The sequence below is a fragment of the Bacillus sp. 2D03 genome (assembly GCF_003946765.1).
Lineage (GTDB): Bacteria > Bacillota > Bacilli > Bacillales > Bacillaceae_G > Bacillus_A > Bacillus_A cereus.
Map to the genome: position 1 here is coordinate 17040 of NZ_RPSJ01000007.1, position 17583 is coordinate 34622.

Below are 17583 nucleotides of genomic sequence, written 5' to 3' on the forward strand. Positions count from 1 at the left end.
TCATTATACGCCGCGTTTATTTCCCCATACTAACGCATGAAGCTGAGGCAATACTTTTGCATCATTCATCTCTTTACAATTTACAGCTTTATCAATCAACCACTCATACTTATCTAATAATTTTTTAATAAGCATCGCATCATCCACTGTTTTTGTATCATCGTTTCCTACTTGTAAGAAAAATGGTACCTTTGGATAACGTTCGTGCATCTTAACTGCATATTCAAAATCATGATCATCGAATACTACTACTTTTAAACTAATATCTTTTCCTGCTAGTTTCTGAATAATAGCATCTAACTTATGAAAATCTGTTTTCATCGTTGAACTTGGTGGTTTTGGAGAAATTGTTACCTCATCAATTTGAAGTAACCAATCTTGCCATTTACTCCCTTGCGTTTCAATTGCCGTTCGCATTCCATTTTCTTTTAATATAGAAAGAAGAAACTCAATATTTTTCAGTAATGCCGGATTTCCACCTGAAATCGTAACATGAGAAAAATTTTCTCCTCCAATTGCAACAAGCTCATCCCAAATATCTTCTGGTGTCATCTGTCTAATTTGATCTTTAGCTGATCCATCCCACGTAAAAGCAGAATCACACCAAGCACAGCTATAATCACAACCAGCTGTACGGATAAACATTGTTTTTTGCCCTACAACCATTCCTTCACCTTGAATAGTCGGACCGAATATTTCTAAGACAGGGATTTTACTCATCGAGCATCCACTCCCGTCTTACTTCCGCATAACTAGTCGGCGTCTCAAATAGACGAACAAATTCAACGCGAGCTCCTTTATATTCGTTCACTCGATTCTCTTTTGTTAGTGCTTCTGCCATCTTTTCATAAATCCAAACGACCATATTTTCAGCAGTCGTATTCATTGCAGGTAACGTTTCGTTTAAATAACGATGATCTAGATAAATTTCGATTTCATTTTTCCAAATTTCTTTTATATCTCCAAAGTCAATTGCAAGACCTATTTCATTTACATATCCACTAATTCCAAATACAACTTTATATGTGTGACCGTGTAAGTTTTTACATTTCCCTTCATAACAGTGTAAATGGTGTGCTGCATCAAATGTAAATTCCTTGCTGACCATTACTCTTTTATTATGGTATTTGAGTTGTTTACGCTGAATATCCTTGTCCATTTTTTGCAAATTCTCTACGATGCGAAATCCAAAAAAGTTATCCATTAGTTATTCGCTCCTTCGCGTTCTTGTAGGTACGTATCTAATCCTGCTTTACGAAGTTGACATGCTGGACATTCACCGCAACCATCACCAATGATTCCGTTATAACATGTTAATGTTTTTTCTCGAACAAACTCAAATGCTCCAAGTTTATCTGATAATTTCCATGTTTCAGCTTTATCAATCCACATAAGTGGCGTGTGAATAACAAACGGGTAATCCATAGATAAATTTAAAGTAACGTTTAACGATTTCACAAACACGTCACGGCAGTCTGGATAACCACTGAAATCAGTTTCACATACACCCGTTACAATATGACGTGCTCCAACTTGTTTTGCTAATACAGCAGCAAATGATAAGAAGAGTAAATTTCGTCCATCTACAAATGTCGATGGCAATTCACCTTCTTCATGTGTAATCTCCATATCCGTTCTCGTTAACGCATTTGGAGCAAGTTGATTTAATAGACTCATATCTAGTACCGTATGCTTTATTCCTAGCTCTTTTGCAATTTCCACTGCACAATCAATTTCTAGCTTATGACGTTGATTGTAATTAAACGTTACAGCTTCTACCTCTGCAAACTGCTCTATTGCCCAAAATAAACATGTCGTACTATCTTGTCCTCCACTAAAAACAACAACTGCTTTTTCTTTTTTCATTTCACTCATTCTCCTTCTCTACTATAAATAAGAAGAAAGAACGTTCTTGAACTGTCACAATAAAAAAACAAAACAATACCTAAGGATATTGTTGTTTCCATAGTTTTTTATAGAGGGAGTTCGCGAACCTCTCCCGCGCGGTGCACGGAATTTCTTCTTTCATTGACACAGCTTATTGTAACATATTGTATACTAGCGTAAAAATTTCTGATTTTTCTGCTATTTATTATTTCATTTCTTTCATTTTATAGTATGATTAATTTAATCTAAGAAGAGAGGAGGCATCCCACTGAAATCCTTTATTATTTATCTCTTTTTAAATATATTATTCATCCTGATTACAATGCTCGTATATCATTTATTTTGGAATCAAAAAGGGAAACGCTCTCCTAAATTAAATTCAGCTATATTCATTGTACTCTGTTGCCTCGCTACCGTACTCTGTATTACATTTGCAGCAAAAACAAATAATGGTTTTCAATTTGATATGCGCCATATTGTATTAATTGTCGGTACATTAACGGGAGGGCCTATTGCTGGTGGTTCTATCTTAGTTGTATTAAACATATATCGCTTATTATTAGGGGGGGTAGGTGTTTTCCCATCTCTTATCGGTTCTGTTCTTCTATTTATTGTTCTACTATTAACATATAAATTTTTTAATCGAACTTCTAATCGTATAAAAATAACACTTGCTATTATCTACAGTCTCACATACGGATTTATTTGGATACCCTTCTTCCTTTCAAAGGTTACAAATAAGACTGATTATATACCGCATATTATTGTGTATGAGTTATGTTCAATGCTTGGTACGATTCTAATTCTATATTTACTACACATATTACAAACTCAAGTTCGTCTCCAAAACGAACTTATAAATGCTGAAAAGTTTCATTTAATTGGTGAAATGGCAGCGTCTATCTCTCATGAAATTCGCAATCCATTAACTTCAACGAAAGGGTTTTTACAACTGTTACAATCAGATACCTGTACTGAGCAGGAACGAAAATTATATATCGACATTGCCATTAACGGCATCGAACAAGCAAATCATGTTCTTACAGATTATTTAACCTTTGCTAAACCAAGCATTGAAAAAGAACAAACATTACAGTTAGAAGAAGAATTACTACATGCATTGTCGTTAATTACACCGCTTGCTAATTTAACAAATGTACGTACTCATTATATAAAGCAAAGCACTTCTTTTTTTATCGCTGGTGAAAAGCAAAAACTAAATCAATGTTTATTAAATATTTTAAAAAATTGCATTGAGGCTATGCCAAAAGGCGGTGACCTTTATTTCACATTAGTTCCTGATCATAAGCATATTCAGTTATATATAAAAGATACAGGAGTCGGTATGGATTCAGAACAAGTAAAACGTCTTGGCTCTCCTTTTTATTCAACGAAAGAAAAAGGTACTGGACTTGGAATGATGGTCGTATTCAGTGTTGTTCAAGCTATGAATGGAAAAATTGATATTATAAGTGAAAAAGGAATCGGTACAACCTTTTTATTAACTTTTCCACTCATACAAAAAACGTGATGAAATAATCATCACGTTTTTTCTGTTCCTTCAACTAATTCAGCAAAAGCTTTCACTTTTCCGTGCGGTTGTTGATTTTCTTTACGTGCTTTCCAGGCGCGCTCTTCTTCTCGCTTCTTTTTAGACATGTTTTTTCAGCTCCTTCTTTTCTTTCTCCATGTAGTATTCCAAAATAAGAAAGAAAACTATGCACGTATCAAAAAAGAAGTGGTTTCCCACTTCTTCCACTTTAGCGTTGCAAAATTGCATGTTTCGCCTCTTTTAACTGCGTAAGATGTCTTTGTTCATGCAAATCAAGAAATTGAACCCATTGATACAAATTCAGATCATTAAAAACAGGATGCTTTAATCCATTTTCAAATAAATCTTTTTCATCTATAACACTATGAAGCGCGTGTAATAGTTCTTGGCGTGAATGTTCTAGTAATTGAATTCCTTGCTGTTTTTTCATTAAAGTTTCTGTTGGTTGCATTTGCTGAGGAGCTTCTCGTTTATGTGTGCGATCAAGCGTAAGTTGGAGGTCTTTAAATGGAGTCATGTTTCTTTCCTTTTTTTGTAAAGCATATACAAGGGCAGACGTGACAGATTGTTCAACTAAATGCAAGTGGTGTAAAATTTGAATAATGCTCCATTTATCACGGCGTGGCTTTACATTCACTTCTGTGTCATTTAACATTTCAATTTCTGATAATAGCGTGCTTCGAGTAGACTGTAATGAGTTTACTAAACTTTCTAAACTTACATCCATATTAGATTGAAGCATACTTGTTCCCCCCTTTTGTTTGTGAAAAGAGGTGCTCCTTATTAGAAACACCTCTTTAGTATTCTGAATTTTCTTTTATTATCTCATCATTTTCCCATTATGTCGATGTTAAACATGTGAAAAAAAGCGCATGTTTTTTACAATTTTGTGTCGTCAATCGCATGTAACCATGCTTCAATTTCTGTAATAACACTTTTCACACAGCCTTCAGCAAATGGTGATGTTAAATTTGCAACTTCTACTAATTCTAAGAACGATTTACTTCCACCTTGTTGGCACAGATTCACATAATCTTCCCAAGCCTCTTGTCTATTATCTCTTGCACGTTTCCAAAATTGTAGCGCACAAATTTGAGCAAGCGTGTAATCAATATAATAGAACGGCGAACTATAAATATGTCCTTGACGTTGCCAAAAACCACCGCGCTCTAAATAATCATTATCCTCATAATCACGATGCGGTAAATATTTCTTCTCTATGTTACGCCATGCTGTCTTACGCTCTTCCGGTGATGCTTCAGGATTTTCATATACATAATGTTGATATTCGTCAACAGATACACCATAAGGTAAAAACAGGAGTGCTGAACTTAAGTGAGAGAAGTAATATTTATCTGCATCTTCTTCAAAGAATAGCTTCATCCATGGCCATGTAAAGAATTCCATACTCATAGAGTGGATTTCACATGCCTCATATGTTGGCCAATTATATTCTGGAATTTCAAATTTACGACTTTCATATACTTGGAAAGCATGACCTGCTTCATGTGTTAATACATCAATGTCACCAGATGTTCCATTGAAGTTTGAGAAAATAAATGGCGCTTTATAATTCTCAATATATGTACAATATCCGCCGCCAGCTTTTCCTTTTTTCGCAACTAAATCTAATAAATCATTATCTAGCATGAAATTGAAAAATTCATCTGTTTCAGCCGATAACTCTTTATACATCGTCTTTCCATGATCAACAATCCAATCCGCATCTCCTTTTGGAGTTGGATTACCTGTAGCAAACTCAAAATTTTCGTCGTAATAAGCTAACTTCTCTACACCGATACGTGCTTGTTGTCGCTTTCTTAATTCCGTTGTAACAGGAACGATATAATCCAGCACTTGCTGACGGTAATTAGCCACCATCTCCGCATTATAATCTGTACGGTACATTCTTGCATATCCAAGTTCAACAAAGTTTTTGAAACCTAAAGATTTTGCGATTTTCGTTCTCACTTTAACAAGCTCATCATAAATACGATCTAGTTCTTCCTCATTTCCAGCTAAAAATCCGTAGTATGCTTCACTTGCTGCTTTACGTTCGCTTCTTTCTTTTCCTTGCATAAACGGAATCAGTTGCGATAACGTTCTTTCTTCTCCAGCAAAGTCAATTTTTGCAGATGCTAATAACTGTGTATATTGCGATGATAATTTATTTTCTAATTGTAAATCTTTTACGACTTCATCTGAATATGTTTTTAAATCACATTCTGCTAGAGCAAATAATTGTTTTCCATAATACGCCTCTAATTCTTCACGAAATGGAGAATTAATGAGTGCCTTATAATATTTTGTACCATATCCTTGTACAACTGGAGAGAATTCATCAAAGAAATCCTGCTCCTCCTTATAAAAAGTATCCGTCGTATCAACAGAATGGCGAATGTAACAAAGGTTTCCCATTGTACCAAAATCGTTGCGAATCTCATTAATTGAATGAATGACTTGTTTTTGTTCTTCTACAGTTTTTGCGTTATCAAACTTCTCTAAAGCAACAGTAAATTTCTCTTTTAACTCTTCAATATTTGGGCGTTTATATTCATAGTCTTTAAATGACATGAACGAGCCTCCTCTCCATTACATACCTTTATTATAATTCAATACGTATTCTCGAATCCCCTCTTAATTTTCAACAAATTTCGGCAGTGACTGCCCTGAGTTCATTACAAATAAAAAAGCCTTGGATTTATTTATCCAAAGCTCCTTTGGAACATATTATTTTTCATACTTCCCAATTTTTTTTAATAAATCAAGTAATTCATCTTTTTCATCTTTCGTTAACATTTCAAAAGACTGATGTATAACTTTCTCATGCCCCGGAAAAATAGAAGCAATAAAGTTCTCGCCAGACTCAGTTAATTGCGCGTAAATAACACGTCTGTCATTCGGACATGGGATTCTCTTTACTAATCCCTTTTTCTCCAACTTATCTACAACATATGTAATGCTGCCACTAGCTATTAAAATGCGCTCACCAATTTGCTGGAGTGGTTGACCGCCTTTATGATATAGCAGTTCTAATACAGCAAATTCAGTTGGATTTAACCCGTTACTTTGTATAGATTTATTTGTAGTATCCATAACAGAACGATGTACACGAGATAATGCAATAAATACTTTTAAAGATTGAGAAATATCTTCTCGTTCATTATTTGATGTCATACAACTTTCAACCCTTCACTTAAATTCTCAGCAATAAAAAGAAAATACCACTTCATACTTCATGTGAATTCCGAATGAGCATTCACTCATCCATTTCTTCTCCCCTAATATATTAAAAATCATTCTTGAATAAAAACATGACAATTTTAACATAGTTTATATATAATGATAATAAAAAAAGAAGGAGTACCACATTTGAAAGTCAAATTCCAAAGCATAATTATATATATATTGCTTGTTATCCTACCGACAATAGGGATTGGTGCTACATTTTATTCGTATCATACATATAAAATGAAACAGGAAAACAAATTATCTGCTCATACAGTTCTCTTTTTATATAGAGATTATTTGGATCATCATCTTGGTGAAACAATTTCTGCTTTAGACATGCTTGCAAAAGTTGTAGGCACCGAGACTGGTAATATAAATGGCATTAAACAAATTGTACATGATACAGATGGAAACGATGCACGCTTTTCTGGTCTATATTACGCTACACCAGAAGGAGTCATTACAATCGCATCTGAAGATGAATCAAAGCCTATAGATGTTTCAGACCGTAAATATATTCAAGACGCGCTCCAAACTAAAAAAACCACTGTATCATCAGTCATTACTGATCGCGTTCTTGGACATAAAGCTATTATGATTGCTGCCCCCATATTTAATAAACAGAAGGAGCTCTCAGGATTATTATTAGCTAGTTTACGCTTTGATTACATTTCCTCTTCTTTAAATGCCATTAAACCACAATACCATTTTGAGGTAACTGATAAACATGATGTAGTTTTTCTAACCGATGATAATAACGACACAAGTGATACGCATTCTAATATGCTTACTACCCCACTCCAAAGATTGAATTGGAAGGTCTCTGTTTCTCCATTACCCATTCATCAAAAAACCTTATACCAGTGGGTTGCAATAGAGTGTATAGCTACTTTATTTTTAATGTCTATTTTATTTTTGCTTGCTCAATATATGTTGTTAAAACGTCAAACAAAACTTGAAAGACAACAAAATGAGCTACAGAAAATTGAATTAGTTGGAACTTTTGCAGCGAGTACAGCACACGAAATCCGTAATCCTCTTACTGGAATTAAAGGACTCGTCGCTCTATTAAAAGAGAAATATAAAGATGAACAAGATCAGTTCTACTTTTCCGTAATTGAACAAGAAATAGAGCGAATCAATGAAATTGTAAGTGAATTTCTTATTCTAGGAAAGCCAACCGCCATCATCGAACAAACATATGATGTAAGAACAATTCTAAATGAGGTAGCATTAATTATTCAATCTGAGGCGAATTTACATAACATTGTATTCCATTTACATTTGCCAGACCATCCTGTTCATATCCGTTGTTCGAAAGACCATATGAAACAAGTGGTTTTAAACATTACCAAAAATGCAATTGAGGCCATGACTTCTAATGATACACTAACCATTGTAGTAAAAAACAATGAAACACACGCACAACTGCATATTACAGATACTGGAAAAGGAATTCCGCAACATATTCAAAAACACCTCTTTCATCCGTTCTTTACTAATAAAGATACTGGAACAGGTCTTGGACTTGTCATATGTAAACGAATTGTAGAGATGTATAATGGGCATATTTTTATCGACAGTACAGAAAACGAAGGAACGACAGTTCATATCGAAATTCCGTTACACATAGTATAATTATCCTTATCCTATAAGGGTAATTATACTTATTTCATAAAACCAGCCACAAGCATTCGCCAAAAATTATTTGATTTTCCTTCATACCCGATTTGGAAAATAGGTATTTTTATAATTGAAAACCATTTCGGTGTTTGTTTTTCTTTATAACATTGATATTGTAAAATAAGCTTGTCCAATTCTTGACTAACTTGAATTGTCTCCCTACTATTTAGCCCACTTGTTAATCCTAGTTGAATCATTTCTTCACGTTTCATATGAATATCACGTGAAAGCTTTTCTAATGTGTACTTCCTTTTTACAGTAAACATCCATATCCCCCTTATTATACTTCCATGCTCTTAACTTCACTTCTCCATTGACTTTTTTTAACTACTTAATCATATGCAAATTTGAAGAATCAGAAAATTTAACATTTTCTCCCTGTAATTTACAAATCTTTACCCTCACTTTGAGAATTATTACAAATTATTCTATCTTTGTAAATACATTCGCAATAATAGACATTTTTTTCATCTTCTTTTTTTATAAATCCTACGTAAACCGGGGATTCTTAATTTTCCACCTACTTTTCTTCGACATTTTTTGTTTAATTTATATAAAAAAGCAAAACATAATGATGATTGATAAAGTGAAACTTTAATCAGTGTTTTTTTGTTCAGCCCCCACTGATAATTAGCATTCACCAATCGGGTAGGCAGTGAATCTCCCACCTATCCAGCCCAATGTTGAGGTGGGAGTCTTACTACCCACAAATAGCAGGATAACAATAGAAAGGAAATATTTATATGCGAAAATATACGATTGCATTATTCATCATTGTTTTGTTTTTACCGTCTTTCTTATTTCCTATTCAAGCAAATGCTCATACGAATAAAGTTGCTATTGTCATTGATGATTTCGGTAATAATATGAAGGGGACTAATCAAATGTTATCACTTCCCATTCCACTCACTGTTGCTGTTATGCCTTTTCTTCCTTCCACAAAAGAAGACGCAATAGCTGCCCATAAGAAAGGACATGAAGTTATTATACATATGCCAATGGAACCTATAAAAGGTAAAAAAGAATGGCTTGGGCCGAAAGCAATTACAACTGATTTAAGCGATGAAGAAATAAACAACCGACTTGAACAAGCGATTCAAGAAGTACCGCATGCAATTGGAATGAACAATCATATGGGGTCAAAAGTAACAGCGGATGAAAGAATTGTTCGCCTTATACTTGCTGCTTGTAAAAAACACGGTTTATTTTACTTAGATAGTAAAACGAATCCTAATAGTGTCGTCCCAAAAATCGGAAAAGAATTAGGAGTTCCTATTATTGAAAACCAACTATTTTTTGATGATGTATATACAGCAGGGCATATTTCAAAACAAGCCCAATTACTCATCAAAAAAATTCAAGAAAAACCTATTATGGTAGCTATCGGGCATGTGGGCCCCCCAGGTGAAATTACATCACGCGTTATTGAAACTTCTATCCCTAAAATTCGTGAGCATGCAGACTTTATTTTCTTATCTGATCTAGCATTATCCCCGCCTCCTGTTTCAAAATAAAGTTCATTACTCACATATAATCAGCCCTCACCAATTGGGCTTTTACGGGCAGTCCGCCCCCACTTAACTTCTTTGCTTGCGCTGAATTTTGAGGCGAAGATCTTACTGCCCACAAATAGCGGGACAAAAAAGTACCTATCTATATATAACAGATAGGTACTTTTCTTTTTAACTTAAATATAATCTACATGACTCACTCTGAATCCTTTTTTCTCTATTTTTCCGATTAATTGCTTTAATTTTGTTTCATCTAACTCATCTGATATATTTACAATAACGCGGCGGATATATTGATCACCGTTATCTAGCGTAAATAGGCCACCGATATTATATGCTTTTAACAATGTCCCAAGCTCTTTAATCGTTCCCTTACAATCTTGTGTTGCAATTGTTAATATATAACCACCTGTTCGCATACCAAATGAATCTTCAATAACATCAAATATATTCGAATGCGTTAACATACCGACAAATTCATTATAATCATTTAGCACGGCTAAAAACGGAAGCCGACGAATTACATAAAAAGCTCTGAAGAAGGAATCCTTTTCAAAAATAAATGCATTAGAATCATCGAGCATATCTCCTGCACTTACATGCTCTAATCCGCTATTGCATTTTTTTTCTAATAAATCTACTTTATAAATAATCCCTGTGAATTTCTTCTCATCTTCTGCTAATACCGGGATGGCTCGAAATCCCGTTTCGTTCATCATTTGCAGTGCCTCTTCACCAGAATCATTTATTTTGCAAAATGTTACTTGCTGCTTTGGCAGAAAATGATATTTAACTCGCAAAATATGTTCCTCCTTACATGTCAACATGTAATCTATATATAATAAGGAGACCTATATTTTATGAGTGAAATTATTTTTAAAACGCTTTCATTTATTTATTAACTTGTAGCTATATCACATCCATTTTTATATAACAGAGCTCCTTGCCCCCTTAATCATTAATAACTTTACATGATAGTTCATTAAATATTCTATACCCTCTAGCCATTTTTTCGCCTCTTCTGGCGTTTTTCCCCACACAATCATGCCGTAATTATGAACAAGAACTACTCCTCCACCTTCAATGAAATTCGGAACATTCCTTTCTAATAAATCAGCGAATTTTTTTTCATCTTCTACAATTGGAATTGTCATTTCTGTTATACCTTCTTTTCCGAAAACACGCTCCACACTGCGTTTATCGAACGTTACTTCTCCTTCTTCCCCATATAACTCTGATATTAAATGACTATCTACAGTCTGCACTTGTAAAATACATCCTGCACTACTTTTTTTATAAATATCCGCATGCATAAATGACTCTGCAGCTGGTTTTTCTTCATTTTCAAATACTGACTCGCACATGCAATTTACGACAATAAAATCTTCTTCCGAAAATAGCCCTTTATCTCTTCCCTCAACATTTACTAAGAATGTTAACGGCTCTTTTGACGTACATAGCGATAAGCTAATTTTGGTACCATAAAACCAATCACGAAGTGCCAATTCAGATTTCACATCTTTTAATTCATTCCATTTCTTCAGAAAAAATAACATTTCGTCACCCCCGGCATAATATTCATATAAGGTTCGAATCCTTTCTATGTAAAAGGAATATTTTTTGATTATTCTAAAAATTAATTGAATTATCACATGAGAACGCTTTTTTGTCAATATAGTTTCGTGGTTCTTCTTTAAAATAGGCTATTCATATGTCTATACTCCTATCTATTTCCTATTTCATTTTGTACATAAAAAATACGCTACTCTTTAATTAAATAATAGCGTATTTTCCTCATTTTTTATTCCGCATTAACGGGCAGCCCGATTAGTGAGGGCTAATAATCAGTGGGGAATGAACAACCCCCCCACTGATTAAAGTTTCACTTTATTTCTTTATTGCATTATATAAAAACCGTGCATATTGTTCACGTGTTACGAAATTATCTCCTAAAAAATTCCCTTCCCCGTCGCCTTTTGATATTTTATTATCCACTAAAGCTTTCACATATCCTTTCGCCCAATGGCCATTTGGTATATCTTTAAAATTCTCTGCACTATTTTCATTTTCTTTTAACTGAAATACTCTTTGTAATACTACTGACATTTCATATCGAGTTAATACTCCATCTGGACGGAACATACCATTTCCATAGCCTGTCATAATTCCAGCTTGAACCACTGCATCAATAGCCGTTTCATACATATTTCCTTTCGTATCTGTAAATGCCGTTTTTGGTACTAGATTATTTTCTAATTTTAAATACCTTTGTATTAGAAGAGCTACTTGTCCACGAGTAATGTTATCACCAAATCCAAATTCACCATTTCCATAGCCTATAAATAATTTTTCTTTCGCTAAGTAATTAATTGCTTCTTCTGACCAATGTCCTTTTGGTACATCTTTAAATTCTACCACTTCTGTTTTCTCATCTTCTTTAGACGTATTACCGTCTTTACTTTCTACTACATTTTGAATAACAGACCCTGTAAAGAAAATTCCTGTATCCGCGAATGGATCTTTCACACCAAATTCATATATTTTCTCACCTGGTGTACTCCATTTTACTACGCCATTACTATACGTACCATTATCGCTCTTCAGACGGATTTTCGTAGAAACTTCACCATCTTTTTCATATATAGGTACTTTTATTTCTTTATTTACTTCTGTTTCCTCTAAAAATACTTTTTGATTTTGGACATTAATATAAGTCGTCTTACTTAGTTCTATAACTGGTCGGACATCACGAATTTCATTTGCAACAAAACTTAGAAATACTAATTTTTTCAAATTACTAACTGGTGATAAGTCTGAAATATAATTCGCTTCTAAATCAAGCTTTTGTAAGTTTACTAAACTTGATAATGGCGTAATATCCTTTAACTCATTGTTAGGTAAGTGTAATTGTTTTAACTGTGTCATCTTACTTAGAGGAGTAACATCTTTTATTTCATTTTTCCCGATCCACAATTCTTCTAATTGCTTCATTTGCTCAATGCCGGATAAATCTTTAACTTTATTACGTGTTAATACTAAGTCTGTTAAAGGTAATGAATATAACGCTTTAATATCTTCAATTTGATTACCTGCTAAAGTTAAGTATGTTACATTTTTCAAAGCGCTTAATGGAGCAACGTTCGTAATTTTATTATTTGCTAAATTCAAGTAATCTAGTTGTTCCATTTTCGCTAATGCTGTTACATCTTCTATTTGGTTGCCTGATAGAAATAAACTTTTTACATTTTTCATTTCAGTTAGTGGTGCAACGTTTGTAATTTTATTATTACTTAAATCAAGAGATTCTAAATTATCCATCTTAACAAGTGGCGTTACATCTGAAAATTCATTACCACGCAAAGCTAAATGACTTAATTGCTTTAAGTTCGCAAAGAACGACGGATCTTTTATCTTCGCATTCGCAACTGTTAAAGATTTTAAATTTGGCATATATTTTAATGCACTATAATCAAGTATCTCATTCGTATTTAAAAACAAATCCTTTACTTGTAATAACTCTTCTTTCGTAATTGGTGTATTTAAATCTTTTCTATTAAATACTTTTTTATTCACAAGTTCTCTTAATTTGTTATCTGTTATCATATTTTGATTATCAACTGGATTATCCGTTTCCGTATTGCCTGAATTAGAGTTATCATCTGGTTTCTCTGTTTCTTTGTTACCTACAGTTGGATCTTTAATTTCAAATTGAACTTGATATTTGTGATCATATCCAATAGCTGGAATAAGTATATGCATTTGCATATTGTGCTTCTTCTCAAACTCACCAATTTCAAATTGAACTACTTTCGTTCCATTCTTCCTCTTATCTTCTGACAAAACCTTCACATCATGAAATACACCAGGCTGGTTTCTATCTTCTATTCTAAGATATTGAAAATAATCACTATCTTGCATTGTTACAGTGACAATTTTTTTGCCAGCTGCAATCGTTACTTTAGGATCTTTTATATATTGAGAAACCATAGATGGCTCATCTTTTTGGTCCTTATATATTTTAATCTCAGTATCATACGTGCGATCACTCGCTGCTGCTACCGATTGATTTGCTTCAACTTTTAATGCCGCTAATGCTGGAGTAGAGTACGTAGCAAATGGAATTGCTAATGTTGTCGCTACTACTAGCGCCTTCATGTAATTTTTTTTCAAAATAATATCCCCTATCATATATAATCTTTACAATTGATAAGTATTATCAATCATCCGCAAATAAATGATAATGAATATCATTATCATTGTCAATGAGAATATTACATTAAATTTATATTTTTAAAGATAAAAAAATAAAAAAGCCCTTTATTCAAAGGGCTTTTTTACCTATCGTATGAAGAATTTCACTTTTTTCCTTCTCATTGATGACACCGATTTTTTGCAAAATATTCGCGTACAATACAAGTTTATTATATATTCGTTCTGACATGTTCTCCCTTCTTTCCTTCGACCAACTTTTTTTGTATTGGTAAATTATATGAAAGAGGTGAGAAAATGTGTCCACTTTTTGCATAACTGCAAATCTTTTATTTTACGATTTACAGATAATAAAACTCCCTCCTAAAAATTAGGCGGGAGTTTATGTGCTTTCACTGTATTTAACAAACTGTCCACTGAATATTATGCTTCTTAAGTTCTTCTTCAAAGCTATATGGCATTTTTTTATCACAAATTACGTGTTGAATACGCGAAATTGCTGCTATACGATAATTCCCTTTCACTCCTACCTTCGTATGATCACATAAAATATATGTTTTCTCAGCTAATTTCATCATCGCCTCTGACAATTTCGCTTTCTCTAATTCAAAGCTGGAAACTCCAAAACTAGGTAATAACCCATCAATCGAAACGAACGCTTTATGAAAATGAAATTGCTGTATGACTTGCTGAGAAATAGACCCTGATACACGCGAATGCTTTGGAGATACTTTTCCACCTATAAATAAAACTTCACCGTGAAACATCTTTTTATTAATAGAAGAAATTAATTGTGTTGCGACTGGAAATGAACTTGTTACAATCGTTAAGTTTTTACGATGAACAAGGTATGGAACCATTTGAAGCGGTGTACTTCCATCATCAATTGCAATGACATCACCGTCTTCTACAAATGTCGCTGCTTTATAACCAATTCTTTTCTTCTCTTCTATATGTAGCATTTCTCTTTCTAACATTGGTGCCTCTACTCCAGCGCCTGGAAGTTGAACAGCTCCACCATACACTTTTTTCAGCTTCTTTTCACGATCTAATTCTTCTAAATATCGACGAATCGTTTCTGTTGATACAGCAAATTCTCTCGCTAATTCTGAAACCTTTACTTTCCCTTTAAATTCTACCTTTTCAAGAATGGTTCGCTTTCTTTCTTCTCCTACTACAGACATAGCTTCACCTCATTTATATCTCCCTTATAAACTTCCTTACTTATACAAAGCTATAATTTTCTTTATAAGTAGAAACTTCTTCATGAATATGAATACCGCGCTTTGCTAGCTCATCAAAAATCAATTGTGGATTTTCAAAGGCTTCTTCAGGCGTAACAACACCCACCCTATTTACATTTCCATTTGCAATTAACTCTGCAGCAATCCCAAATGGAATACCGACGTTTCTCGTATACGCTCTTAATTTTTCCCATCCTACAACAGAACCATCAGATAACGGATGTGTATGATATAACACATGTCTTTGCTTCTCATTATTTTTCATACCTATTACTTCTACATGAAGTGCATAACCATAAAGCTCTGTTTCTTGCCCTTCTTTCGATTGCAATAAATACTGTGAAATACAATCCATAATGCCTATTTCTTTCCCGTTTATTTCAATCTGATCATTACGCAATATGCCGTAATCATATAAAGCACGTACAAGTTGCATATTTTGCTGTGGCCAAGTTCCTCTCGTCTCTATCAGTTTGACACCTTTATTTTCTAATGCCTTTGCTAGCGTAATCGTTTCAGAATGCGGAATGATATACTGCGTTGCCTTACCATAAGGCTCTGGCAATTCTATTTCTCTCGGACGCGCAAACGGAGGTACTTGCTTAAATTCACCATCTTCATACACTGTACGCGATGGTAAATATGGATCATATTCATATGTCGTTGTCTCTGTAATTGATGCAGAAAAAGCAATCGGACGATACGAACCGTGACTTACACGGACAGACTCTACAGTATCCAATTGATTTGCTGCATGCATTGCCATCATTTGCGTTACACCTGGCGTCATGCCAAATCCAGGTAAACATATCTTTTCATTTTCAACAAATATAGCATGCGATTCATTTTCTTCACCAAATCCATTTAAGTTCACACCGTGACAGCCTGCTTCTGCAATACAGCGGGTCGACAATCTGTTTAACTTTATCGTCGTACCGTCCATTACAATGTCATAACCAATCATTTTTGCAACCGTATCCTCGTGATTCTTTACATCTACTTTTACAAAATCAACACGAGGGTCGTTGAGCCATTCTACTACTTTACGGCCCTCTACCTCGTTAAAATCAGCTACTGTAATTGTCTCAAAAGATGAAAATTGAGCTAAATCCAAAATAGCTTCGTGACAAATTTTACCTGCTCCACCTAAGCAAAATACTTTCACCCAATAACAGCTCCTTTAGCAATACTATCAACTAAGCGATTAATATCTTCTTCATGTACATCACCGATATTTCCAATGCGGAACGTATCTACTTTCGAAATTTTTCCAGGGTAAATAACAAATCCAAAACGCTTTAATTCGTTATATAACTGTTGAAACTCGAATCCCTCTTTTGGATAAATGAAAGATGTAATAATAGGAGATTGATATTCCTCATCTACTAGTGGCTTAAATCCGATTTCTCCCATTCTATTTACTAGTAGTTTTTGATTGTTGTAATATCGATTGTAACGCGCTCTTACTCCTCCCTCTTTTTCTAGTTCAAGTAGTGCTTGATAAAAAGCATGTACAACATGTGTAGGTGAAGTAAAACGCCATTTCCCATTTTGTTTTTCCATCGTTTCCCATTGATCATATAAATCAAGAGATAAAGAGCGTCCTTGCCCTTTACACTTCAATAATTCATCACGTTTTGCGATTACAAATCCGAATCCAGGAACCCCTTGAATACACTTATTCGCACTACTAATTAAAAAATCAATTTGTAAATCAGCACTGTCTATTTCAATCCCGCCGAAACTACTCATCGCATCAACAATTGTAACCTTTCCATACTGTTTTCCTAATTTACATACATCTACAATTGGATTTATAATGCCTGTCGTCGTTTCGCAATGAACAACTGCAATATGCGTAATCTCTTTATCTTCTTGCAATAACTTCTCTACTTCTACAATATTAGTAGGTTCCCACTCTTCTGTTTGACTGACCACTACATCAATCTGTAACATCTCTGCCATTTGCACAATGCGCTTACCGTACGCACCATTTGTACAAACGAGAAGCTTCCCATTTGCCGGAATAACAGAACCAATTACTGCTTCAACTGAAAACGTACCGCTTCCTTGCATTAACACTGTTGTATATTTCTCTTCTTCCTTCGTCGCTAACGATACAAGTTTAGCTCTTACTTCTTGCACCATCGTATTATATTCATCATCCCACGTACACCAATCGTATAGCATAACTTCTTTTACTGATTTTGTTGTCGTTAATGGTCCTGGTGTTAATAATAAGTAGTGATTTTCAGTCATGATCCTA

General features: G+C 34.1%; 17 protein-coding genes and 1 riboswitch. Of the genes, 3 read left to right on the forward strand and 14 right to left on the reverse strand.

Annotated features, from left to right (window positions below; all coding sequences use genetic code 11):
* Positions 1-3: 3 nt before the first annotated feature.
* From queE to queC, 3 genes are read right to left on the reverse strand one after another with little or no spacing between them, the layout of a single operon-like run.
* Positions 4-720 (reverse strand): 7-carboxy-7-deazaguanine synthase QueE, encoded by a 717-nt coding sequence (queE, locus tag EBQ15_RS16695; protein WP_000036297.1) that lies wholly within the window; start codon positions 718-720, stop codon positions 4-6.
* Positions 713-1204 (reverse strand): 6-carboxytetrahydropterin synthase QueD, encoded by a 492-nt coding sequence (queD, locus tag EBQ15_RS16700; protein WP_000368414.1) that lies wholly within the window; start codon positions 1202-1204, stop codon positions 713-715. Before queD ends, queE begins: the two co-directional genes overlap by 8 nt.
* Entirely contained in the window at positions 1204-1866 is a 663-nt protein-coding gene (queC, locus tag EBQ15_RS16705; RefSeq protein ID WP_000711604.1) for a 7-cyano-7-deazaguanine synthase QueC, read from the reverse strand. The genes queD and queC overlap by 1 nt, the downstream gene beginning before the upstream one ends.
* Before the next feature lie 93 nt (positions 1867-1959).
* Positions 1960-2003, reverse strand: a riboswitch (PreQ1 riboswitch).
* 206 nt (positions 2004-2209) lie between these two features.
* Here queC and kinB point away from each other — a divergent pair.
* Positions 2210-3418 carry a sporulation sensor histidine kinase KinB gene (gene kinB / locus EBQ15_RS16710; RefSeq protein WP_000964153.1) on the forward strand — a complete coding sequence of 403 codons (1209 nt, stop codon included), beginning with the start codon at positions 2210-2212 and terminating at the stop codon, positions 3416-3418.
* Positions 3419-3429: 11 nt separating this feature from the next.
* On the opposite strand, the gene EBQ15_RS31620 is transcribed toward kinB, so the two are convergent.
* The 4 genes from EBQ15_RS31620 to EBQ15_RS16725 form a co-directional block, all read right to left on the reverse strand.
* Positions 3430-3546, reverse strand: coding sequence for a DUF6254 family protein (locus EBQ15_RS31620; RefSeq protein WP_000038355.1), 117 nt, complete (start codon positions 3544-3546; stop codon positions 3430-3432).
* A gap of 101 nt (positions 3547-3647) precedes the next feature.
* Positions 3648-4181 carry a DinB family protein gene (locus EBQ15_RS16715; protein ID WP_000941970.1) on the reverse strand — a complete coding sequence of 178 codons (534 nt, stop codon included), beginning with the start codon at positions 4179-4181 and terminating at the stop codon, positions 3648-3650.
* Between the two features lie 137 nt (positions 4182-4318).
* A complete protein-coding gene (locus EBQ15_RS16720) occupies positions 4319-6013 on the reverse strand; it encodes a M3 family oligoendopeptidase (RefSeq protein ID WP_000008576.1) in 1695 nt (564 codons plus the stop codon).
* A gap of 156 nt (positions 6014-6169) precedes the next feature.
* Positions 6170-6616 (reverse strand): MarR family winged helix-turn-helix transcriptional regulator, encoded by a 447-nt coding sequence (locus EBQ15_RS16725; protein ID WP_000203336.1) that lies wholly within the window; start codon positions 6614-6616, stop codon positions 6170-6172.
* Between the two features lie 195 nt (positions 6617-6811).
* Here EBQ15_RS16725 and EBQ15_RS16730 point away from each other — a divergent pair, with 195 nt between their 5' ends.
* Complete coding sequence (locus EBQ15_RS16730; RefSeq protein WP_000865062.1) at positions 6812-8308, forward strand: DUF3149 domain-containing protein; 1497 nt, start codon at positions 6812-6814, stop codon at positions 8306-8308.
* Between the two features lie 29 nt (positions 8309-8337).
* On the opposite strand, the gene EBQ15_RS16735 is transcribed toward EBQ15_RS16730, so the two are convergent.
* Positions 8338-8619, reverse strand: a complete 282-nt coding sequence (locus EBQ15_RS16735) for an aspartyl-phosphate phosphatase Spo0E family protein (protein ID WP_000495536.1) — start codon at positions 8617-8619, stop codon at positions 8338-8340.
* Positions 8620-9096: 477 nt separating this feature from the next.
* On the opposite strand from EBQ15_RS16735, the gene EBQ15_RS16740 reads away from it, so the two are divergent.
* A complete protein-coding gene (locus EBQ15_RS16740; RefSeq protein ID WP_001234107.1) occupies positions 9097-9867 on the forward strand; it encodes a divergent polysaccharide deacetylase family protein in 771 nt (256 codons plus the stop codon).
* 173 nt (positions 9868-10040) lie between these two features.
* On the opposite strand, the gene cbpA is transcribed toward EBQ15_RS16740, so the two are convergent.
* The 6 genes from cbpA to phnW form a co-directional block, all read right to left on the reverse strand.
* Positions 10041-10664 carry a cyclic di-AMP binding protein CbpA gene (gene cbpA, locus EBQ15_RS16745; RefSeq protein WP_001264207.1) on the reverse strand — a complete coding sequence of 208 codons (624 nt, stop codon included), beginning with the start codon at positions 10662-10664 and terminating at the stop codon, positions 10041-10043.
* Positions 10665-10790: 126 nt separating this feature from the next.
* On the reverse strand, positions 10791-11420 hold the full coding sequence (locus tag EBQ15_RS16750) for a class II aldolase/adducin family protein (protein ID WP_000896005.1): 630 nt from the start codon (positions 11418-11420) through the stop codon (positions 10791-10793).
* 331 nt (positions 11421-11751) lie between these two features.
* Positions 11752-14052, reverse strand: a complete 2301-nt coding sequence (locus tag EBQ15_RS16755; protein WP_001999381.1) for an NEAT domain-containing leucine-rich repeat protein — start codon at positions 14050-14052, stop codon at positions 11752-11754.
* A gap of 422 nt (positions 14053-14474) precedes the next feature.
* Positions 14475-15257, reverse strand: coding sequence for a DeoR/GlpR family DNA-binding transcription regulator (locus EBQ15_RS16760; protein ID WP_000117667.1), 783 nt, complete (start codon positions 15255-15257; stop codon positions 14475-14477).
* 40 nt (positions 15258-15297) lie between these two features.
* The gene (locus EBQ15_RS16765; protein WP_000862126.1) at positions 15298-16482 is read right to left on the reverse strand and encodes a saccharopine dehydrogenase family protein; all 1185 of its coding nucleotides are present in this window, start codon (positions 16480-16482) and stop codon (positions 15298-15300) included.
* Positions 16479-17576 (reverse strand): 2-aminoethylphosphonate--pyruvate transaminase, encoded by a 1098-nt coding sequence (gene phnW / locus EBQ15_RS16770; protein WP_000138232.1) that lies wholly within the window; start codon positions 17574-17576, stop codon positions 16479-16481. The genes EBQ15_RS16765 and phnW overlap by 4 nt, the downstream gene beginning before the upstream one ends.
* Positions 17577-17583 lie beyond the last annotated feature (7 nt).